A 20,728-nucleotide genomic window follows, 5' to 3' on the forward strand; every position below is an offset into this window, starting at 1 on the left:
GATGAAGGCTTCGGTGGTATCCATAGGCGCCTACGCCCCAAAGAGAGTTCTAACAAACCACGATTTGGAGGGTATGGTCGATACCAGCGATGAGTGGATTACCCAAAGAACGGGCATTAAAGAGCGCCATATCGCAGATGCAAATGAGGCTACCAGCGATATGGGCGCAAAGGCCGCTGCTTTGGCACTTCAAAGAAGCGGGCTAAGAGCAGAGCAAATCGACGCCGTGCTTTGCGCCACAATCACGCCTGATTATTTTTGTATGCCATCAACTGCGGCTTTGATTGCTGATAAATTGGGGCTTAAATTTGGCATTATGGCGTTTGATATAAGTGCTGCGTGTAGTGGATTTGTATATTTACTAGACCTAGCAAAATCGCTTATCGAAAGCGGAGCGAAAAAACATATACTAATCGTCGGAAGCGAAAAACTAAGCGCGATTACGGATTATAGCGATAGAAGTACTTGCGTGCTTTTTGGCGACGGCGCTGGCGCAGCAGTAGTGAGTGCTAGCGATGGCGAGGGCATAATCTACACAAACAGCGCGAGCGACGGCGCAAAGGCTGATTATTTGATCACGCCAGCACCAGGGAGTGCAAATCCTATCTCGCAACAAATTTTAGACGATAAGCTCGGATTTATCAAAATGCGCGGTCAAGATGTCTATAAAATAGCAGTTCCAACGCTGATAAAATCGGTCGAAGAGGCATTAGAAAAAAATAATTTAAAATCTAGCGATATTGATCTGTTTGTCCCGCATCAGGCGAATTTGCGCATAATCGAGGCAGTGCGCGAAAAGATAGGCTTTACGGAAAATCAATGTGTCGTAACCGTGCAAAAATACGGCAACACAAGTTCAGCTTCAATCCCAATGGCGCTAAACGAAGCTTATGAAAATGGCAGGCTAAAAAATGGCTCGTTAGTCTTGCTAGACGCCTTTGGCGGGGGATTTACTTGGGGCTCTGTGCTATTTAAATTTAACGCTTAAAATTCAAAATTTATCAAATTTAGACATTAATTGTCGAATTCTTATTGTAAAATTCACTAAAATTTTAAAGTAAAGGAAAAGTCATGTCTGAGATTAAATGTCCAAACTGCGGCGAAATTTTTGCAATTGATGAGAGTGAATACCAAAAAATCGTAAGCCAAATCAGAAATAGCGAATTTGAGAAAATTTTAAACGAGAGATTGCAAAACGAAAACGCAAAATTCCAAAGCGAATTGGAGCTTGTAAAATCCCAAGAAATCGCTAGGGCAAAAGAATATATCGCTAATTTAAAAGCGCAAAAAGATAGTGAAATTTCGCAACTTAAAGAAATTTTGGCGAAATCACAGGCCGAACTAAAAGGCAAAGATGAGAATTTAACGCAAAAATTTGAGATTGAAAAAAGCAAAATTTCTCTTGAAAATGAGGCTAAAATCGCCGAGCTAAACCAGAAAATCACCGAGTTAAACGCCAAAATCAGCGCAAATGAAAATGAGAAAAATTTGGCTGTGAGCAACGCTATTTCGAGCAAAGATAGCGAAATTTCAGAGCTTAAAATAACACTGAGCGAAAAAGAAAAAAATTTCGTCGAAAAAGAGCAAATTTTGCGTGAAAATTTCGAAAAAACAATCAGCGACAAAGACGCGATGATAGATTATTACAAGGATTTAAAGGCGAAATTATCGACAAAAATGGTTGGCGAGAGCTTGGAGACCCATTGTAGCACGGAGTTTGAAAAGCTCCGCACCACCGCATTTGCAAACGCTTATTTTGAAAAAGACAATGAGGTCAAAGAGGGCGGCAAAGGCGATTTTATATTTCGCGATTTCAAAGACGGCGTAGAGTATATTTCGATAATGTTTGAGATGAAAAACGAGTCCGATACGACCGCGTCAAAGCACAAAAACGAGGAATTTTTTGCCAAATTAGACAAGGATAGAAAGGCGAAAAACTGCGAATACGCGGTGCTTGTCTCGCTACTTGAAAGCGATAGTGAGCTCTATAACACAGGCATTGTCGATGTTTCGCACAAATATGAGAAAATGTATGTGATCCGCCCGCAGTTTTTCTTGCCGATAATCTCGCTACTGCGCAACGCTGCGCTAAATTCGCTCGAAGATAAAAAGCGTCTAGCAGAGTATCAAAACCAAAATTTAGACATCGAAACCTTTAAAAGCAATATTGACGAATTTAAGGATAAATTTGGCAAAAATTACCGCCTAGCAAGCGAGAAATTTCAAAAGGCAATCGATGAAATCGACAAAACCATAAGCCACCTAGAAAAGGTAAAAAATGAGCTTTTATCTTCTGAAAATAACCTGCGCCTAGCTAATGATAAAGCCGAAAAACTAACTATTAAAAAGCTAACCAACAACGCTCCAAGCGTGCAAAAAATGTTTGATGAAGCAGGGCAGAATTCGGGCGAGTAAATTTGGCGAATTTGGCGCAAAATTTTGCAAAATTTGGGTGAAATTTAAACAAAATTTTGCGCCACAAATCTGCTAAATTTTAGCAAATTTTATTTTTCGCCAATTCCTAAATTTTCCCTTTTTACGATTATTTCTTTGATTTTTTTCAAAAGCTCAATCGAAGCCTCGATTTCAGCGCGTTTGGTGCTGACGCTCTCCACATTTGCCCCCACGCTAATGCCCTTTGCAAGCGAGTATTTGTAGATGAAATCAAACAGCTCCACGCACAGGCTCACCGAGCTTTGCAAGATATCGGCGCTGGTTTTTAGGCGATTTTCCAAAAAATCCGGCACGCTAATGCCAAGCCACTTCATAAATTCGAGCGTTTTTTCGCTTCCACACGGCGTGAAAGTAAAGATTATAGGCACTTTTTTGCACCCAAGATTAGCATAATCATCTATGAAATTTTTCACACTCTCGGCGTCATAGACAGCTTGGCTTATGAAATACTCGCACCCGCTTATGCTTTTTGACGCGATTTTTAGGTGCTCGGCGCGTGTTTGTTTGTGGCGCTCGGCTATGCAAATTCCGCCCAAATGCAAATTGCTAGCAATCTCTTTTTTTATCTGATACGCCCGTTTTAGTGGGATTTTCATCGCGTCGTATTTCGAGGAGGCACCCACAAATACGCCAAAATTACTCGCTCTGGTATTTAAAATTTCGCCAAATTTATCCTCGTCGTATTTTCCCACGGCGCGGTAGATTATGGCTGGTTTGACCTCGCGCAGGTGTTTGGTGTAATACAGCGCCGGATCTAGCGTTTCGATGAATTCATAAGTGCGCGCCTCGCTCGTCCTTGCGCTCTCATCTTGCAAATCATAAATGACTATGCCATCGCATGGCATGGAGGTTATGCGCTCTCTCCAAAGCGCGCCAAGTCGCTCGATTTTTTCGGGCTCGAAACTGATTTTTGGCGGAACGATACCATAGAGCAAAATTCCGCTAGCATTGTTTTTAATTTTTTGTTCCAACATTGATAAATTCCTTAAATTTAGGATATTGTAGCAAATTTAAATTTAAAAATTTAAATGATATAATGCGCCAAATTTTACGAAGGAAAATTTATGAAGACTTTGCAAGAAAATTTGAAGCTTTTTTATTTGGGGCTCGAAAATTCTGAGCCGTATTTGTATAAAAACAAAGATCTCACAACCCACGCGCTAATCATCGGTATGACTGGTAGCGGTAAAACCGGTCTTGGAATCACGCTTTTAGAAGAGGCCGCGATTGATAATATCCCGTCTATCATCATCGATCCCAAGGGCGATTTGACAAATTTAGCTCTTACATTTCCAAATATGAGCGCGCAGGATTTTTTGCCTTATATCGACGAAACAGAGGCTGCGAATAAAGGCCTTAGCGTGGAGCAAATGGCGAGCGAGACTGCGCAAATGTGGCGAAATGGCATAGAAAATTCTTACCAAAATTTAGACAGAGTCGAGCTACTTAAAAACAGCGCCGAGTTTAAAATTTACACGCCAAAATCAAGCGCTGGGCTAGGAGTTAGCCTGCTTAGCGACTTTGAAGCACCGAAAAATTTAAACGATGAGGATATGAATAATTATATCTGCGGTATCGCTTCTAGCGTGCTTAGCCTAGCTGGCATTACTAGCGATAATCTAAGCTCACCAGAATTTTTGCTGATTTCTCAAATTTTTAGTTCAAATTTCAGCGAGGGCAGGGGCGTGAGCGTGGTCGATCTCATCAACCAAATCATCACTCCGCCATTTGATAAAATCGGCGTTTTTGATGTGAATAACTTCTTCCCTAGCGACAAACGCATGGCGCTAGCTATGAAAATCAACGCTCTAATCGCAAGCCCAAGTTTCAAGCTTTGGTGCGAGGGCGAGAGGCTAGATATCGCAAAAATGCTATTTAACGAGAGTGGCAAGGCTAGGGCGAATATCTTTTGTATCGCGCATTTAAACGACGATGAGAGAATGTTTTTCGTAACCTTGCTTTTAAACGAAATGGTTAATTGGATGCGCCAAACGCAAGGCACCAGCGCGCTTAGAGCGATTTTGTATATGGACGAGATATATGGATTTTTCCCGCCAAATGGCAATCCGCCGTCAAAAACCCCTATGCTAACCCTGCTAAAACAAGCGCGCGCTTTTGGGCTAGGCTGCGTTCTTAGCACGCAAAACCCTGTGGATTTGGATTACAAAGGCCTTAGCAATATTGGCACTTGGTTTATCGGTCGCCTCCAAACCGCCCAAGATAAAGAGCGAGTAATCGGCGGGCTTAGCGGAATTGGCTCAAATCCTGTGGATAAATCTGCGCTAATGGAGCAAATCTCAAACCTCAAAAAGCGAAATTTCTTAGTCAAAAATATCAACGAAGATAGCCTAAAAACGATAGAAACTCGCTTTGCACTTAGCTATTTAAAAGGCCCTTTAAGCAACGAACAAATTTCAAATTTAATGAGCGAAAAAAAGGGCGCACCAGGCGCGAATAGCACTGGAAGCAAAGTAAAAAGCGCAAGCAGTGCCAAACCAATCGTATCAAATGAAATTTCGCAAATTTACAGCTACGGCGCCTCTCGTGAGCTAAGCCCGTATTTATATGCCACAGCCAAGGTGCGCTATGCTGACAAAGAGGGCGAATACACGAGGGATTACGCGTATTTGCTTGATATCTCGGATGCTAGCGAGATCAACTGGGACGAGGCAAGCGATAGGGCTATTGATAATATACGAAGCGATGAGTTAGAGGATTCGTCGTATTGCGCTTTGCCAAGCTTTATTGCTAGTGCGAAAAATTTTGCCACTTTTATTCGCAATTTCAAAGACTGGGTTTATCGTAACCAAAGGCTAGAATTATACAGCGCACTTGATATGCACAGCGCGCCAGATGAGAGCAAAGAAGAGTTTTATCAAAGACTGCAAGATAAGGCAAATGAAATTTTAGAGCAAAAAACAGATGAAATTCTAGCTAAATTTGAAAAAGAAAAATCTACGCTTCAAACCCGCATAAATCGCGCCGAAGAGAAGCTAGAAAAAGAAAAAAGCGATGTTACTAGTCAAGGAATTAACGCAGCCCTTAGCATAGGAAGCGCGATACTAGGCTCGCTTTTTGGCAGATCGCGCACGAGTGCGAGCACGATTAGCAAAACCGTAAGTGGCGTGCGAAACGCTCACCGCGTGCTAACCCAGCGCAACGAAGCCAAAAACGCAGAAGCTAGCGTAGATGAGCTATACTCGCAAATGCAGGTCCTGCAAGAGAGATTTGATGAACAAATCGCGCAGTTAAAAGAGAGCTTAGATCTCAAAAATATCGAGCTTGGCGTAGTCTCGCTAGCTCCAAAAAAAACAGATATTTATGATGAGAAAATTTCGATTTTGTGGAAGAGTTAGGGTAAAAAATGATATTAGATGTGATTTTAGGACTTTTTAAAGCGCCAAATTTTTGGTGCTATTTAATAGCGTATTTGCTAGGAGCTGTGCCGTTTGGACTGCTTATTGGCAAATATTTTGGCAAGGTTGATATCAAATCTGCTGGAAGTGGCTCGATAGGGGCTACAAATGTCTTGCGTGTGCTTAAAGAAACAAACCCAAGCAAGGCTAAAATTTTAGCGATTTTAACCGTGGTTTGCGACGCTTTAAAGGGCGTGGTGCCGATTTTGGTGGCGCGGGCTATGGGTTTTGATGAAAATGTGCTTTGGGGAATGGCTGTGTTTGCGGTGGTGGGGCATTGTTTTTCGCCATACCTTGGATTTAGCGGTGGCAAGGGCGTAGCCACGGGCGCTGGTGTGCTAGCATGCTTCGTGCCAATCGAGCTAATCATCGCGCTTGTTGTTTGGTTTATTGTAGGCAAAGTGCTTAAAATTTCGTCCGTAGCCTCGCTCTCAGCGGCGCTCGCGCTAATTGTGGCTAGCTACATACTCCACGCAGATATGCCAGCAATCCACACTCACGCGCCGATTTTTGTCATAGTTTTTATCGTCTTTTACAAACATATTCCAAATATCGCAAGATTGCTTCGTGGCGAGGAAAAACGGGTAATATGATTCGGGTTTTGATTGAGGATTTGAAATTCGACGCGATTGTTGGAATTTTGGATTTTGAAAGAGAAAAAAAACAAGAAATTTTAGTAAGCGCAAAATTTGGCGCAGATGAATTTATAGACTACGCCAAGGCGTGCGAATTTATAAAATTTAGCTTTGAGAGGGAGAAATTTTTGCTCGTCGAAGACGCGCTAAATTTCTTCGCCCAAAGCTTTAAAACCCAGTATAAAAGCCTGAATTACTTCTATATGAAAATTTACAAAACCCAAATTTTAGCTGACGCAAAAGTCGGCGCGCAAATAGAAATAAATTTTTAAAATTTCTTTAAAAAAACTTGAATTTTGGCTTAAAATATGCTACAATCACGCCAAATTTTATTACGAAGGAAAATCAATGAGAATTTTAATTGTCGAAGATGAAGTTACTCTAAACAAAACTATCGCCGAGGGTTTGGCGGAGTTTGGTTACCAAACAGACAGCTCAGAAAGCTTTAAAGACGCTGAATATTACATAGGCATACGAAATTACGATTTAGTTTTAACCGACTGGATGTTACCAGACGGCAGCGGCGTCGATTTAATCAACATTATAAAACAAAAATTCGCTCGCACAGCAGTTGTCGTGCTATCTGCAAAAGACGATAAAGAAAGCGAGATAAAAGCCCTAAAAGCTGGCGCAGATGATTATATCAAAAAACCATTTGATTTCGATGTTTTGGTGGCTAGACTTGAAGCTAGACTTAGATTTGGTGGCTCAAACATTATCAAAATCGACGATCTTATCATCGACCCAGATGAAGAGAAAATCACATATCTTGGCCAAGAAATCGAGCTAAAAGGCAAACCTTTCGAGGTGCTAACTCACCTAGCTCGCCACTCAGACCAAATCGTAAGCAAAGAGCAACTACTTGACGCTATTTGGGAAGAGCCAGAGCTAGTAACCCCAAATGTAATCGAGGTCGCAATCAACCAAATCCGCCAAAAAATGGATAAACCACTAAATATTTCTACAATCGAGACAGTTCGTCGTCGCGGATATAGATTTTGCTTTCCACAAAAAGCCTAAGAACCCGTTTCATAATCCAATTAGCATCTGCTTCGGCGATGCTAATTTTGATTTTTTCCGTAATGCTTTATAACTACATAAGGATTACGATTTTCGAAAATTCAGTTCATGGACTTTTAGTAAGGGCTGAAAATATCACAAAACTGCCAAAAATTCCAGTCGAAAAAATCCCAGAGTATCTGCCAGATCCCAAAGGCGAGTTTATCACGAGTTTCGTTTATGGCGAGAAAATCACCAAGCCTAAATTTTACGAGAGCCAAGAGGGTGAAAGCAATTTTTTGACCCTTCAATACCCATATAGCAACGAGGAAATTTTGCAGATCAAAACCGATGTAACGGTCTATGCAAATATCGCAAATCAGATACTTGTGGATATTATTATCCTAAATTTGACAATGATATTTTTGATAATTTTTTACGCTATGTTTCTATCGCGCACGCTTTTGATGCCAATCAAGGTAATCTCGCAAAAGCTAGCCAGTCTTGATGAGAAATTCCTAGCCCCACTTGATATGGAGAGGTGCGAGAGCGAATTTCGCCCGATTTTGACAAACATAAACCGCCTAATCGATCGAATTCAAACCTTTATAATGTATCAAAAAGAGCTATTTATCGGTATCGCGCACGAGCTAAAAACCCCGCTAGCGGTGATGAAAACCAAAAACGAAGTAACGCTCATAAAGCCAAGAGAGGCGGAAAAATATATCGAGGCGCTCCAAAACAACAACAAATCAATCGACGATATGAACAAAATGATAATCTCGATTTTAGAGATCGGTCGCCAAGAGGGCGCGCAGTTTGAGAGCCCAGAGCAGCTTGATATCGTGCAGTATCTAGGCGAGCTGTGCGTGAATTTTAAAATTTTGGCTAGAAATGAAAAAAAAGATGTCGTAAGCAAAATTTCGCCAAAATCCCTAGAAGTGAGTATCCAAAAAAACCTTTTTATGCACATTATCCAAAATTTTGTCCAAAACGCGATTAAATTTTCCCCAGAGGGCGAAGTAATCGAGGTTTTCAGTGAAATTTCGGGCGATTATTTTATCGTGCGTGTGGAAAATTTGGGCGAGAGTATCGACGAGAGTCAGGATTTTTTCGCGCCGTTTAAACGCAAGGGCGGCAAGCCTGGCGCTGGGCTTGGGCTGTTTTTGGCTAAAAACGCCGCGCAGGCTATGGGTGCATCTGTGAGCCTTAAAAATTCGCCCGCCAAAGATAAGATTGTAGCGACCCTTACAATTCCGCTAAAAAATCTCAAAAAATAGCGCAAATTTGGTATTTTTTAAAATAAAATTAAAAGTTTTTAGTGTATAAATGCACTAATTTTTTTTGTAAAGGTTAAATTTATGTCTTTGATGATTACAGACGAGTGTATCAGTTGCGATGCGTGTCGCGAAGAGTGCCCAAATGAGGCGATTTTCGAGGACGAGCCGACATATATGATTGATTCAGATAGGTGCTGCGAGTGCGTGGATCAATACTCAGAACCAGCCTGCATCGTAGTCTGCCCTGTCGAGTGTATCACCTACGATCCTGATAATATCGAAACCGAGGGTGAGCTCAAATACAAACACGCTCACATGGATTATTAATGCCAAAACGCGTTGGAGTGATTGATTTAGGCTCAAATTCTGCCAGATTGGTGATTTTTGAGCGAACGAGCAGATTTGGGTTTTTTATCCTTGCAGAGCACAAAATCAAAGTCCGCCTAGGCGAGGGCGCGTATGAAAACGGCGGAGTTTTGCAACCAGCGGCTATGCAAAAATGCCTTAACGCGTTTGTGGAATTTAAAGAATTGCTCCAAAAATACGGCGCCAAAAGGGTGCTTTGCGTAGGCACTTCTGCACTGCGCGACGCTCCAAATGGGGGCGAGTTTATCAAGCTAGTTTTTCAAAAAACCAAAATCGCAATCCGCAAAATAGATGGCGAGAGTGAGGCGTATTTTGGAGCTTACGCCGCACACAATCTGCTTAGCGATTTCAGAGACGGCGTGAGCGTGGATATCGGCGGAGGCTCGACTGAGCTAGCCCGCATTAAAAATGGCAAAATCGAGGCTAAAATTTCGCTAAATTTAGGCACAGTTCGCCTAAAAGAGCTATTTTTTGACAAAGGCGATATGGCCGGGCTATATGGCTATATAAATGAGGCAATCAGCGCGGTTGGCGATGAATTTGCCAGCTCAAATTTAATCGCTATGGGCGGTTCGGCAAGAGCGCTAAGCAATGCCATAATGGCGATTGAGAATTATCCGATTAAAATCGTGCATAATTACTGCTACGATTACGAAAAATACGCGCTGTTTTTTAGCAAATTAATCGGCGCAAAAACCCTAGAACTAGCCAAATTTCCGATAAAAAAAGAGCGTTACGATACGATTAGAGAGGGTGCGATAATTTTTAGCGAGATTGCTAAAAAAATCGGCGCAAAAAGCGTGATTACAAGCGGTGTGGGCGTGCGAGAGGGTGTGTTTTTGGGCTCGATTTTGCATGGGGCAAATTTGCCAAAGAATTTCAACCCAAGCCTAAAAAGTCTGCAAGATAGATTTGCTAGCGAAAGCTCGCACGCAGACAAGTTCGCCAAAGCCCTTTTTAGCGTGCTTTTCTCGCTTCACAAGCTAGAAGACAGATACATTAGCCCGCTTTGCTACGCTGCTAAACTTTGCGAGATTGGCGCAAGGCTTGGCTTTTATGCCAAACACGAAAGCGCAGCTTCCATGGTGCTAAATGGGCTAAACTACCGCACGAGCCACGAGCAAAAAGCCCTAATAGCCGCGATTATCGCAATGCACGGCAAGCCAAATTTAAGCCCAAATTTTGCAAATTTAAGCGAAATTTTACCGGGCGAGCGAACATTAGCATGGCTTAGCTTTTTGTGTGAATTCGCTAGGATTTTAAATGAAAACGCCCTTAAAAATTTGGAGTTTAAATTCGAAAATTTAACCCTGCAAATCGCGGGCGCAAAAAACAAATTAATGCTCAAAGACAGCCTTCGCAAACTCCCAAAACCAGCTGTTTTTGCGATAAATTTTATATAAATTTAACGCCAAATTTAACAAATTTGAAGGTTATAAAACCTTCAAATTTTGCCAAGCGCTTTTTTGACATGATCTTGCGCCATTTCGATATTCCACGCTGGTTCCCACACTAGCTCGATTTGGACATTTTTTACGCCATTTACGCTACTTGCGCCATTTCTTACCCACTCTATCATCATTTCGTGTAATGGGCATGAGCGAGTCGATAGGGTCATTGTGATTGTGGCGTTTTGATTTTCATCGACGCTAACGCCATAAATTAGCCCAAGACTTACTACATCAAAGCCCACCTCAGGGTCGATTACAGCGCGAAGTGCAGTGTAGATTTTATCCTTGATTTCTTCCATTTTCTACTCCAAATTTAGTGTATTTAAAGACATTTATTATGTTTATTGCGACAAAAATTATACTTAGTGCTTGAAAAATAAGCGCAATCACATTTATTTCAAACACAGCAAAAATAAGCGCTACTATGTTTGCAAATATCGCAAAATAGGCCAAATTTTTGATAATCATATCTTCAAGTAGTGGAATTTTGCCTTTGCCTACATAGGGCGATACATAATGATACCAGATCAAAAACGGCGCAATTTTATACAAATGAGCACAGATAAATGCGTATAAAAATCCGTAACACAGGCAAAAAATCGCACTTTGGGTTTTATTAAAATTCCATAAGCAAAATCCCAAAACAAGCGCTACTAGCGACAAAAATATATTTGCGCTCCAATAATCAATTTTGCGCCTTACTCGCTTTGATAAAATGTAGATAATTTGCACCCCAAAAATCGCAAATGCCAAGGCGCAAAGATAAATTCCAAAACCAAATTTTACAAAAAACACGCAGATTAAGTAGAGCAAAATTGAAATTTTAGCTGGCAAAAAGCTCAAATCATGCGCTAAGCTAAACATCGGCAAAAGCACGCACCCAGCGCCAACGATGACGAAAAACACAAATCCACACATAAAGTATATATGATAAGCCAAAACTCTACTAAAATCAGCCTCGCTCGCCCCAGTTACCACAAGAACTAGCAAAAATCCGAGTATTATGCCTATGATAAGGTAGATTGATGAGATTATTAGCGCAATACTTGGTGTTTTGTATGATTTTGCCTTAACAAAGCTAAGCGCATAGCTTGTGCCAAAAAACAGCAAAGACATCATCGCTATACCGCCACCTGCGTGCAAAAGTGGTAGTTTTTCTAAAATCATACCAATAGACAAAATCGCAACCGAGCTAGCAAATACAAAAAGATTTGCAAAGGCAAATTTGGTGCTGAAAAATTTATTTTCTATGATGACAGAGGTTAGCTGATAAAGTGCGCCAATAATGATACTAAGGGCAAAACCTAGTAAAAATATATGAAAAAACGAAGCAGTTTTTAGGCTGGTTAGTCCATAAAAATCGGCGTTATAAAAGCCAAAAATGCTAAGAGCTAAAAACACTAGCCCACAAATAAAATATCCACCAACTATGCGAAATGGTGGCGAAAATGTGCTAAAATTCATCTTTTATCCGTGGCAAGAGACATTAATGTCCAAATCACCGCTACTTGTGCCATCTTTTAAGCTAAATACGAGTTTGACGCCACCATTTGGTAAATCTTGCCTTTCGTAATCAAATTTAGCTTCGATTTTTGGGATTAAGCCTACTGGAAATTTGTGATTTACCATAACTACTTTTGTATTTTTGTCTTTTACTAAATTCAGAGCTACAAGCCCATTTATCATAGGTTCTGGTGGGACACAAGAGCGCGAATCAAAGCCAATAAATTCGCAATTATCTTTGTTTGTGCGATAAAATTTCACACTTGCGCCTTCTGGGTTAAATTCTTCCCAATCTTTGAAAAAATCCATGAAATATCCTTTCTTTGAAAATGATAGATTATATCGATATTTTGAAATTTAGTGATTGAGATAAATCAAGTTTTATTTTAAAATTTGCAAAATTTAGCCAAATTTCACTACACTACGCAAAATCAAAATTTAAGGAAATGTATGAAAACTATCACGATTATCGACACTTTTGGCTTTTTTTTCCGCCTGTATTACGCGATGAGTAGCTTAAAGACCAAAAGTGGCAAGCCAAGTGGCATGGTGAGTGGATTTGCGAATTTCATCGCAAATTTGGAGCGAGAGTTCAAAAGCGATTATATAATTTTCGCCCTTGATAGCAAGGGCAAGACCTTTCGCTCAGACATTGACCCAAACTACAAAACAAACCGCCAAACCCCGCCGGACGCTCTTTTGGCACAGCTTCCAGTTTGCATAGAAATGATAGAGAAAATGGGCTTTTGTACAGCGCAGAAAGAGGGCTTTGAGGCTGATGATTTGATCGCAAGTGTCGTTAAAACCTACCGCGACACGCATAAAATCAATATCGTAACCAGCGACAAAGACCTTTATCAGCTAATTGGTGGCGAGACGCGCATTTATAGCTACGCCAAAAAAATGCTCTACGGCCGCGATGAGTGCTATGAAAAATACGGCGTCTATCCTGAACAAATCATTGATTTTTTGGCTATTTGTGGCGACAGCGCAGATAATATCCCAGGCGTGAAAGGCATAGGCGAAAAGGGGGCGAAAAAATTGCTTGATGAGTGGGGGAGTTTGGAGAGGATTTACGAAAATATCGAGCTTTTGCCACCAAACAAACAGCGTGAGTATCTCATCGCCTCTAAAAACGAAGCTTTTATGAGCCAAAAGCTTGCCACGCTTTGCGATGAGGTCGAAATTTCGCCACTGCACAACGCCGTATTTCCCGAGCAAAATCCACTTCATAAAATCAAAGAAATTTTGCGCGAATACGAGCTACACAAGCTTCTTTCCGCGCTCGAAAACGAGGGCGGTAAAAGCGAAGAGAGCCTAGCTTTTAAGCCAGTGTGCGTGAGGGAAGAAAGCGAGCTAATGCGCCTTTGTGAGGGCATTAGCGAGGATACTATCGTGGCATTTGATACTGAGACCACTGGGCTAGATAGCAAAAACGCCAAAATCGTGGGCTTTTCGTTTTGTTTCAACGAGCAAAAGGCGTATTATGTGCCACTTATGCATAATTACTTAGGCGTGGGCGAACAAATTTCGCTAAATTCAGCGAAAATGGCGATTGAACGGATTTTTTCTGGCTTTGTCGTGGGGCAAAATTTAAAATACGATTTCAATATCATAGAGCAAAATTTCGGCATAAAACCGCCACGCAAATTCGCTGATACGATGATTTTAGCGTGGCTCATAAATCCTAGCGAGAGCGTGGGTATGGATAGCTTAGCCAAGCGGTATTTTGATTATGACACGATTAAATTTGAAAATATTGTTGCCAAAGGCGAGACTTTTGCGAGTTTGGAGTTTGATGAGGCCACGAAATACGCAGCCGAAGATGCGTGGATAACTTTGAAATTTTATTTTAAATTTCAAAATTTACTCTCGCCAGAGTTGCTAAATTTGGCAAAAACGCTAGAATTCCCATTTGTGCGTGTTTTGCGCGATATGGAAAATGCAGGAATTAAAATTTCAAAGCCAAATTTAAGCGAGTTGATTTCTCGCAACGAAAGCGCGCTTAGGGTGCTGACAAACGAAATTTACGAGCTTAGTGGCGAGAGTTTTAACATAAACTCCACAAAACAGCTTGGCGTGGTGCTTTTTGAGCATTTGGGTTTGCCATGCCAAAAAAAGACCAAAACAGGTTACAGCACCGATGAGAGCGTGCTAGCCGGGCTCAAAGAAGCTCACCCAGTAATCGAAAAAATCCTAGCTTATCGTGAGCTTTACAAGCTTCAAAGCACCTATTGTGAGCCACTTTACGCCCTTGCGATGAAAAACGAAAATAGCAGAATTTACTCAAATTTCATGCAAACAGGCACCAGCACCGGCAGGCTATCCTCCAAAAATCCAAATTTACAAAATATCCCCGCGCGTGGGGCTTTGGCGAAGGATATGCGAAACTGCTTCATCGCGCAGGAGGGCAATAGCTTGCTTTCGCTGGATTATTCGCAAATCGAGCTTAGACTTTTGGCGCATTTTAGCAAGGATTCTGCGCTTTTGCAGGCATTTGGGGCGGGCGAGGACATACACTCGCGCACTGCAATCAGCATTTTTGGCGATAGCGAACCCGCACACAGGGCGATCGCAAAGAGCATAAATTTTGGCTTGATTTATGGCATGGGGGCAAGCAAACTAGCGCAAAATTTGCAAATTCCGCGAAATGAGGCCAAGGGCTATATCGAGCGATATTTTGCCTCGTTTGCGACGATTAAGGAATTTTTAGAGGGGCTAAAAAACAGCGCCAAAAACGATGGATTTATCACTACACTTTTTGGGCGCAGGCGGTATTTTGATTTTGCTAACGCTTCGCCAATGCTTCTAGCCACTTATGAGCGAGAGGCGGTAAATACGAAGTTTCAAGGCTCGGCAGCGGATATTATCAAAAAGGCTATGGTTGAGATTTCGCCGCATTTAAGCGCGGAGGCAAGGCTAGTTTTGCAAATCCACGATGAGCTGATTTTCGAGGTAAAAAGCGAGTATGCGCAGGAATTTGGCGCGAAAATTAGGGAAATCATGCAAAATGTCGTGAATTTAAATGTCCCGCTCGTCACAAGCCTAGATATCGCTACTAGCTGGGGCGAGTTGAAATAAATTTGAAATTTTGCAAAATTTCGCTTGCGCAACCTTAAAAACACTGCGCCGAAATTTTGTCACTAAGTGCCATTGCAAGCAAGCTTTGCTTGTCTGACAATATTGAAATTTTGAGCTATGAGCCAAAATTTACGCAATCCATTATAATTGTAAAGAAATGCGAAGCATTTCAGTAAAATAAAACCAGCTAAATTTAGAGCGAAGCTCTAAATTTAGCCACTTCTAAGGTTTTACAGGGGTGGGGGTTGGTAAGGGGGAGGGTAGCGTCTCCTAAAAAGCGCGCCCTCCCCCTTACAAGAAAAGCAAAATTTAGCCTAAAATTCAAAAAAATCGTTCAATGCTAAATTTGGGTTGAATTTTGCTTTAAATTTTACTAGATTGCTTCGAATTTGCTTACGCAAAATTCTTTGCAATTGCGCTTATGGGTAAAATTTCGGGTGCAGTATCCAAGCTTGCGGACAGCGAAATTTTAAAATTTGGCTAAATTTAGCGTTCTCTTGCGATTAAAACTCCGCTTATGATGACGACCAAAATCCCCGAAAATGCCATTAAATTCGGCAAACTATCGCCTAGCATGACGCCTAAAATCAGCGTAAAGATAATGTCTGTGTAGCTAATCGCAGCCACAACGCCAGCCTTTTTGGAGGCTGCGTAAGAGCGCGTCATGTATTTTTGGAAATAAATTCCGCTAATTCCTAGCAGTGCGACCAAAACCCAGCCAAAGAGATTTGGCATGTTAAAATAGGCGAATTTGCTTAAATTTGCGCTCGAAATCACGCCTAAAATTTCAATCTCGCTTCCTCTTAGCGCAAATTCCGCGCACATTAGCGTAGAGCTTACAAGCGCAGCGCCAAAGACGAAAACTAGGATTATGATATCCGTGGCGTAGTATTTGCGAAGCTCCCTGACGCTAGTGTATGCTAGCCCTGCGCACATACCGCCAAAAACGCCGATGATATCGGTCGGTGCAATGCTAATGTGAGGCTGAATAACGAGCAAAATCCCGCCAAAACCTAGCATTATGGCGCACCAGCCTTTAAAGCTGAGCTTTTCGCCTAGGAAAATCGATGAGAAAAGTGCGGTGAAAATCGGGGCTGTTTTTTGGAAGGTAAAAGCCGTGCCAAGCTCGATGTGAGCGATATTATAAAAGGTTGCTATAATCCCGCAGCTGCCAATAAATGCGCGAAAAAAAAGTAGCCAAGGCTTCCCGCCCACGCCGAAATTTTTTAGCCTTTTTAGCGAGATTAGCATGATAGCTAGCCCTACGGCGTTTCTGAAAAACACGATTTCTACGCTACTCATTTGCTCTGCCATGACCTTGGCTAGCGCCCCATTTAGCGCGAAATAAAAGCTAGCGATTAGCATATAATACACGCCTAAATTTTTAAGCCAAAATTTAGAATAACCCAAAATTATCTCCTATTTGCTATTAAAATTCCAGCCGCAATTATCAGCGCGATTCCGCAAAGTGCGGTGAAATTTGGGAGCGTATCTCCCAAAGCTAGCCCAAAAATCATCGAAAAAATAATATCCGTGTAGCTTAGTGTGGCGACAATCCCTGCCTTTCTGGTAGCGGCGTAGGCTTTGGTGAGATAGGACTGATAATACAGCCCACAAACGCCCAAAATCGCGCCAATTCCCCAGCCTTTAAGATCTGGCATGACAAATTTGCTAATCATAAAATTTAGCGCAGGAATTTCGATAAATTCGGCAATCGCCATGAAAAGTATCGGCATTAGCGTGCCTGCAAGTAGGGCTGAGAGTATGATTATATTTGCGCTGTAATACTTGCGCAGCTCCCTGACAGCCGTGAGTGCAATCGCGGCAAACAGACCGCTTAAAATCCCAAAAATATGCCCAGCGTGAATCCCAAAATGAGGCTGTATCACCAAAACGATACCTACAAAGCCCAAAAATACAGCAAACCAGCCAAATTTGGATAATTTTTCTTTTAGCGCAAAATATGCAATCACGGCGATAAAAATCGGTGCTGTTTTTTGGAAGGTAAAGGCCTCGCTTAGGCTTAGTTGCGTAAGGTTGTAAAAAAACACGATTAAGCCCAAAATCCCGATAACTCCGCGCGTAGCAAGCATCCACGGATGTCCGCCACGGCTTGGTTGGGCTTGAATTTTGCGATTTTTGCGCATAATGTATAAAATGATAAAAAGGGCTAATAAATTTCGAAATAGCACGACCTCGATGGCTGGGATTTGCATGGCCAAAATTTTAGCAAATGTCCCTGCAATGGAGTTGTAAAAGCACGCAAGCAACATATAATAAATGCTTAAATGGTGCAATAAAAAGCTGTTGTATTTCAAAATTTGACCCCTCAAAAAAGCCTATGATTATAGCTGTTTTTAAATTTTGATTTACTTAATAAAATTTGGCTATAATGAGAAAAATCAAAGGAAGTATTATGAAAACAGTGATGATAATAGGGCGCCCAAATGTGGGGAAATCGAGCCTTTTTAACCGCTTCGCAAACGCAAGAATTGCCATTACTAGCGAGGTTTCAGGCACCACAAGGGATACAAACAAAATCGCCGTGCAAATTTATGATAGAAATGCGATGATAGTCGATTCTGGCGGGCTTGATGATACGAGCGAGCTTTTTGCGCGCGTGCAGGCAAAAACCCTAGCCGAGGCGCAAAATGCGGATATTATTCTTTTTATGGTCGATGGCAAACTGCTCCCGGACGAGCAGGATCGCAAAATTTTCTTTTCTTTGCAAAAGCTAGGCAAACCGATAGTTTTGCTCGTAAATAAAGTAGATAGCAAAAAAGATGAAGAAAGAAGCTGGGAATTTAACGAATTTGGCGCGCAGATGTTTGCGCTATCTGTCAGCCATAATGCCGGTATTGACGAGCTTAGGGATTGGATTTATACTCACTTAGATCCTGCGCCTGTGCGAGGGGACGAGAGCGAGGATTTCGATGATTTTTTAGAAAATTTTGACGATAATGGCGAAATCAAAGAGAGCGATGAGAGCGAGTATTACGAGAACAAAACCATAAATGTAGGCATCATCGGGCGGGTAAATGTGGGCAAATCTAGCCTTTTAAACGCCCTTGTGAAAAACGAACGCTCGGTGGTAAGCAGTGTGGCTGGCACGACGATAGATCCTGTCAATGAAAGCTATGAATTTGAGGGGAGAAGGTTTGAGTTTGTGGATACTGCTGGTATTAGAAAACGCGGTAAAATCGAGGGAATAGAGAGGTTTGCGCTAAATAGAACGGAGAAAATTTTAGAAAATTCAGACATTGCGCTTTTGGTTTTGGACTCTTCTGAGCCATTTAGCGAGCTAGATGAGCGAATTGCTGGGCTTGCGGCTAAATTTGAGCTAGGCGTGATAATCGTGCTAAATAAATGGGACAAAAGCGAGGCTGAATTTGACGCTATGGTGCGCGATTTGCGCGATAAATTTAAATTTCTAGCTTACGCGCCGGTTATTAGTGTAAGTGCGCTTGGTGGCAAACGCATACACAAGCTCTACCCGCTGATTTTGCAGGTTTATAAAAATTACACGCAAAAGATAAAAACCGCTCATTTAAATGCGCTAATCGAAGAAGCGACCAAAGCTCACCCGCTTCCGCACGATAAGGGTAAGAGCGTGAAAATCTACTATGCAGCGCAGTTTGGCTTCGCTCCGCCTAAAATCGCGCTTGTGATGAATCGTCCGCGCGCGCTACATTTTAGCTATAAACGCTATTTGGCGAACAAACTTAGAGAGAAATTTGATTTAAGCGGGACGCCTTTGGTCATAATCCCTAAAAATCGCGGAAACGACGATGAGGGCGAGGCAAATTTAAAAAAAGGGCAAAAATGAGCGCAAAAAATATAATCTTAATCGGCTTTATGGGCGTTGGCAAGGGGACTTTCGCGCGAGCTTTGGCTGGGGCTAGCGAGCTGTTTGCGATAGATTGCGACGATATGATAGAAAGCTATGCGAACAAAAAAATTCGCAAAATTTTCGAGGAGCAGGGCGAGGTGGAATTTCGCAAAATAGAGAAAAAACTCGCTAAATTTTTGGAAAAAAATGTAAGTGGCGCGATAATCTCAACTGGTGGCGGATTTTATGCTGTTAAAAATTTAAACAAAATTGGCACCGTAATCTACCTAAAATCGAGCTTCGATGCGATAATTAAGCGCATAAATTCTAGCCAAAACGCTAGCAAAAAAATCGCAAAACGACCGCTTTTGGCTGATTTGAAAAAGGCGCGCGCCCTGCATGAGCAAAGGGATAAAAAATACAGCGCCAAGGCCGATTATATCGTAAATGTAGAGAAAAATTCGCAAAAAGAAGTTATCGAAAAATTACTAAAAATTATCAAAAAAGAGGTTAAAAAATGAGTGAAAAATCTAAAATTTCAAATCCGCGCACACTAACTGGGCTTCAACCCTCAGGCAGGCTACATTTGGGGAATTATTTCGCCAGCATTAAGCAAATGGTAGATGCGCAAAATGCGGGCGAGGAGCTGTTTTTGTTCATCGCAAATTACCACGCGCTCACCTCTGTTAGCGAGGGTGCGAAGCTCAAAGAGAGCACTTATGAGGCGGCTGCGGCGTTTTTGTCTTTGGGAATCGATCCAGAAAAATCGACATTTTGGGTGCAAAGCGATGTGAAAGAGGTTTTGGAGCTTTACTGGATACTTAGCGGATACACGCCAATGGGGCTATTAGAGCGCGCTCACGCTTACAAAGACAAGGTCGCAAAGGGCTTTGAGAGCAAGCACGATTTGTTTTCATACCCTGTGCTAATGGCAGCTGATATTTTGCTATACGACGCTACGAGCGTGCCTGTGGGCAAAGATCAAATTCAGCATGTCGAAATCGCGCGCGATATCGCTTTAAAATTTAACAACGCGCATGGCGAAATTTTAACCCTGCCAAGCGCTAGAATCAGCGAAAATGTCGCAATAGTCCCTGGCACGGACGGCGCAAAAATGAGCAAAAGCTACGGAAATACGATTGATATTTTTTCTTCGCCAAAGGAGCAAAAAAAGCAAATCGGCTCGATTGTTACGACATCTGAGCCGCTCGAAGCGCCAAAGCAGTGGCAAAACTGCAATGTCTATAATATAGCAAAACTCTTTTTAGACCAAGAAGGACAAAAAGCCTTGCAAGCTCGATATGAGCGTGGTGGCGAGGGACACGGACACTTTAAGATGTATCTTGGCGAGCTTGTGAGTGAGTATTTCGGACAGGCGCGCGAAAAATACGCTGAGTTGCTAGCTGATAAGAAAAAGCTAGATGAAATTTTGGCTTATGGTGCGCAAAAGGCGCAAAAAATCGCAAGTGAAAAAATGCGCCTAATACGCGAAAGTGTGGGGATTTATAGATAAATTTTAGTTAAATTTCGCCAAGCAAAATTTGGCGAAATTTATAAATTTTGCAAAATTTTAAATTCCTCCTTCTCTTTAATCTCTTTTTAAGCAACCCTTGAATATAATCCACTTTCCGTTTTTGAAATCTAACTTTTGTTATTTTCCAATGCGTGTTATTTTATTTATTATTGTCAAAAACTATCTTTTAGTCAATCTTTG

19 protein-coding genes are annotated in these 20,728 nt (G+C 41.7%); 13 read left to right on the forward strand and 6 right to left on the reverse strand.

Annotated features, from left to right (window positions below; all coding sequences use genetic code 11):
* Nucleotide 1 precedes the first annotated feature (1 nt).
* Together OFO10_RS06695 and OFO10_RS06700 are read left to right on the forward strand one after the other, a co-directional pair.
* Complete coding sequence (locus OFO10_RS06695; RefSeq protein ID WP_270866590.1) at nucleotides 2–988, forward strand: beta-ketoacyl-ACP synthase III; 987 nt, start codon at nucleotides 2–4, stop codon at nucleotides 986–988.
* 83 nt (nucleotides 989–1,071) lie between these two features.
* Entirely contained in the window at nucleotides 1,072–2,415 is a 1,344-nt protein-coding gene (locus tag OFO10_RS06700; RefSeq protein ID WP_270866591.1) for a DUF2130 domain-containing protein, read from the forward strand.
* Between the two features lie 89 nt (nucleotides 2,416–2,504).
* Here OFO10_RS06700 and OFO10_RS06705 read toward each other — a convergent pair whose 3' ends face one another.
* Nucleotides 2,505–3,428, reverse strand: a complete 924-nt coding sequence (locus OFO10_RS06705; protein ID WP_270866592.1) for a methylenetetrahydrofolate reductase — start codon at nucleotides 3,426–3,428, stop codon at nucleotides 2,505–2,507.
* A 90-nt stretch (nucleotides 3,429–3,518) separates the two neighbouring features.
* Here OFO10_RS06705 and OFO10_RS06710 point away from each other — a divergent pair, with 90 nt between their 5' ends.
* From OFO10_RS06710 to OFO10_RS06740, 7 genes are all read left to right on the forward strand, one after another.
* On the forward strand, nucleotides 3,519–5,810 hold the full coding sequence (locus tag OFO10_RS06710) for a helicase HerA domain-containing protein (RefSeq protein WP_270866593.1): 2,292 nt from the start codon (nucleotides 3,519–3,521) through the stop codon (nucleotides 5,808–5,810).
* 8 nt (nucleotides 5,811–5,818) lie between these two features.
* Nucleotides 5,819–6,463 (forward strand): glycerol-3-phosphate 1-O-acyltransferase PlsY, encoded by a 645-nt coding sequence (plsY, locus tag OFO10_RS06715; RefSeq protein ID WP_270866594.1) that lies wholly within the window; start codon nucleotides 5,819–5,821, stop codon nucleotides 6,461–6,463.
* Nucleotides 6,460–6,777 (forward strand): dihydroneopterin aldolase, encoded by a 318-nt coding sequence (locus tag OFO10_RS06720; RefSeq protein WP_270866595.1) that lies wholly within the window; start codon nucleotides 6,460–6,462, stop codon nucleotides 6,775–6,777. The genes plsY and OFO10_RS06720 overlap by 4 nt, the downstream gene beginning before the upstream one ends.
* Nucleotides 6,778–6,853: 76 nt before the next feature.
* A complete protein-coding gene (hsrA, locus tag OFO10_RS06725; RefSeq protein ID WP_270859722.1) occupies nucleotides 6,854–7,525 on the forward strand; it encodes a homeostatic response regulator transcription factor HsrA in 672 nt (223 codons plus the stop codon).
* A gap of 38 nt (nucleotides 7,526–7,563) precedes the next feature.
* Complete coding sequence (locus tag OFO10_RS06730) at nucleotides 7,564–8,784, forward strand: sensor histidine kinase (RefSeq protein ID WP_270859721.1); 1,221 nt, start codon at nucleotides 7,564–7,566, stop codon at nucleotides 8,782–8,784.
* 81 nt (nucleotides 8,785–8,865) lie between these two features.
* Nucleotides 8,866–9,111, forward strand: a complete 246-nt coding sequence (locus OFO10_RS06735) for a YfhL family 4Fe-4S dicluster ferredoxin (RefSeq protein ID WP_270859720.1) — start codon at nucleotides 8,866–8,868, stop codon at nucleotides 9,109–9,111.
* On the forward strand, nucleotides 9,111–10,553 hold the full coding sequence (locus OFO10_RS06740; RefSeq protein ID WP_270866596.1) for a Ppx/GppA phosphatase family protein: 1,443 nt from the start codon (nucleotides 9,111–9,113) through the stop codon (nucleotides 10,551–10,553). The genes OFO10_RS06735 and OFO10_RS06740 overlap by 1 nt, the downstream gene beginning before the upstream one ends.
* 41 nt (nucleotides 10,554–10,594) lie before the next feature.
* On the opposite strand, the gene OFO10_RS06745 is transcribed toward OFO10_RS06740, so the two are convergent.
* Genes OFO10_RS06745 through OFO10_RS06755 form a run of 3 tightly spaced genes read right to left on the reverse strand, consistent with a single transcriptional unit; the run spans nucleotide 10,595 to nucleotide 12,413 of the window.
* Nucleotides 10,595–10,891 (reverse strand): metal-sulfur cluster assembly factor, encoded by a 297-nt coding sequence (locus OFO10_RS06745; RefSeq protein ID WP_270866605.1) that lies wholly within the window; start codon nucleotides 10,889–10,891, stop codon nucleotides 10,595–10,597.
* Nucleotides 10,881–12,065, reverse strand: a complete 1,185-nt coding sequence (locus tag OFO10_RS06750) for a peptidase M50 (RefSeq protein ID WP_270866597.1) — start codon at nucleotides 12,063–12,065, stop codon at nucleotides 10,881–10,883. The genes OFO10_RS06745 and OFO10_RS06750 overlap by 11 nt, the downstream gene beginning before the upstream one ends.
* A gap of 3 nt (nucleotides 12,066–12,068) precedes the next feature.
* Nucleotides 12,069–12,413 (reverse strand): hypothetical protein, encoded by a 345-nt coding sequence (locus OFO10_RS06755; protein ID WP_270866598.1) that lies wholly within the window; start codon nucleotides 12,411–12,413, stop codon nucleotides 12,069–12,071.
* A gap of 141 nt (nucleotides 12,414–12,554) precedes the next feature.
* On the opposite strand from OFO10_RS06755, the gene polA reads away from it, so the two are divergent.
* Complete coding sequence (polA, locus tag OFO10_RS06760; protein ID WP_270866599.1) at nucleotides 12,555–15,185, forward strand: DNA polymerase I; 2,631 nt, start codon at nucleotides 12,555–12,557, stop codon at nucleotides 15,183–15,185.
* Between the two features lie 486 nt (nucleotides 15,186–15,671).
* Here polA and OFO10_RS06765 read toward each other — a convergent pair whose 3' ends face one another.
* A complete protein-coding gene (locus OFO10_RS06765) occupies nucleotides 15,672–16,595 on the reverse strand; it encodes a DMT family transporter (protein WP_270866600.1) in 924 nt (307 codons plus the stop codon).
* A gap of 2 nt (nucleotides 16,596–16,597) precedes the next feature.
* A complete protein-coding gene (locus OFO10_RS06770) occupies nucleotides 16,598–17,503 on the reverse strand; it encodes a DMT family transporter (RefSeq protein WP_270866601.1) in 906 nt (301 codons plus the stop codon).
* 98 nt (nucleotides 17,504–17,601) lie between these two features.
* On the opposite strand from OFO10_RS06770, the gene der reads away from it, so the two are divergent.
* The 3 genes from der to trpS are packed head-to-tail and all read left to right on the forward strand — an operon-like array spanning nucleotide 17,602 to nucleotide 20,527.
* The gene (der, locus tag OFO10_RS06775) at nucleotides 17,602–19,011 is read left to right on the forward strand and encodes a ribosome biogenesis GTPase Der (protein WP_270859715.1); all 1,410 of its coding nucleotides are present in this window, start codon (nucleotides 17,602–17,604) and stop codon (nucleotides 19,009–19,011) included.
* Entirely contained in the window at nucleotides 19,008–19,535 is a 528-nt protein-coding gene (locus OFO10_RS06780) for a shikimate kinase (protein WP_270866602.1), read from the forward strand. Before der ends, OFO10_RS06780 begins: the two co-directional genes overlap by 4 nt.
* Entirely contained in the window at nucleotides 19,532–20,527 is a 996-nt protein-coding gene (gene trpS, locus OFO10_RS06785; protein ID WP_270865411.1) for a tryptophan--tRNA ligase, read from the forward strand. Before OFO10_RS06780 ends, trpS begins: the two co-directional genes overlap by 4 nt.
* Nucleotides 20,528–20,728 lie beyond the last annotated feature (201 nt).

Origin of the sequence: Campylobacter sp. VBCF_06 NA8 (assembly GCF_027737825.1) — a bacterium.
In the GTDB taxonomy this organism is placed as follows: domain Bacteria; phylum Campylobacterota; class Campylobacteria; order Campylobacterales; family Campylobacteraceae; genus Campylobacter_B.

What these genes read in the sequence shown, in the direction of transcription:
- OFO10_RS06705 (WP_270866592.1), bottom strand. Translation starts at nt 3,428, where the DNA reads ATGTTGGAACAAAAAATTAAAAACAATGCTAGCGGAATTTTGCTCTAT.
- der (WP_270859715.1), top strand. Translation starts at nt 17,602, where the DNA reads ATGAAAACAGTGATGATAATAGGGCGCCCAAATGTGGGGAAATCGAGC.
- hsrA (WP_270859722.1), top strand. Translation starts at nt 6,854, where the DNA reads ATGAGAATTTTAATTGTCGAAGATGAAGTTACTCTAAACAAAACTATC.
- OFO10_RS06730 (WP_270859721.1), top strand. Translation starts at nt 7,564, where the DNA reads ATGCTAATTTTGATTTTTTCCGTAATGCTTTATAACTACATAAGGATT.
- polA (WP_270866599.1), top strand. Translation starts at nt 12,555, where the DNA reads ATGAAAACTATCACGATTATCGACACTTTTGGCTTTTTTTTCCGCCTG.
- OFO10_RS06700 (WP_270866591.1), top strand. Translation starts at nt 1,072, where the DNA reads ATGTCTGAGATTAAATGTCCAAACTGCGGCGAAATTTTTGCAATTGAT.
- OFO10_RS06755 (WP_270866598.1), bottom strand. Translation starts at nt 12,413, where the DNA reads ATGGATTTTTTCAAAGATTGGGAAGAATTTAACCCAGAAGGCGCAAGT.
- OFO10_RS06740 (WP_270866596.1), top strand. Translation starts at nt 9,111, where the DNA reads ATGCCAAAACGCGTTGGAGTGATTGATTTAGGCTCAAATTCTGCCAGA.
- OFO10_RS06720 (WP_270866595.1), top strand. Translation starts at nt 6,460, where the DNA reads ATGATTCGGGTTTTGATTGAGGATTTGAAATTCGACGCGATTGTTGGA.
- OFO10_RS06710 (WP_270866593.1), top strand. Translation starts at nt 3,519, where the DNA reads ATGAAGACTTTGCAAGAAAATTTGAAGCTTTTTTATTTGGGGCTCGAA.
- OFO10_RS06695 (WP_270866590.1), top strand. Translation starts at nt 2, where the DNA reads ATGAAGGCTTCGGTGGTATCCATAGGCGCCTACGCCCCAAAGAGAGTT.
- OFO10_RS06780 (WP_270866602.1), top strand. Translation starts at nt 19,008, where the DNA reads ATGAGCGCAAAAAATATAATCTTAATCGGCTTTATGGGCGTTGGCAAG.
- plsY (WP_270866594.1), top strand. Translation starts at nt 5,819, where the DNA reads ATGATATTAGATGTGATTTTAGGACTTTTTAAAGCGCCAAATTTTTGG.
- OFO10_RS06750 (WP_270866597.1), bottom strand. Translation starts at nt 12,065, where the DNA reads ATGAATTTTAGCACATTTTCGCCACCATTTCGCATAGTTGGTGGATAT.
- trpS (WP_270865411.1), top strand. Translation starts at nt 19,532, where the DNA reads ATGAGTGAAAAATCTAAAATTTCAAATCCGCGCACACTAACTGGGCTT.
- OFO10_RS06735 (WP_270859720.1), top strand. Translation starts at nt 8,866, where the DNA reads ATGTCTTTGATGATTACAGACGAGTGTATCAGTTGCGATGCGTGTCGC.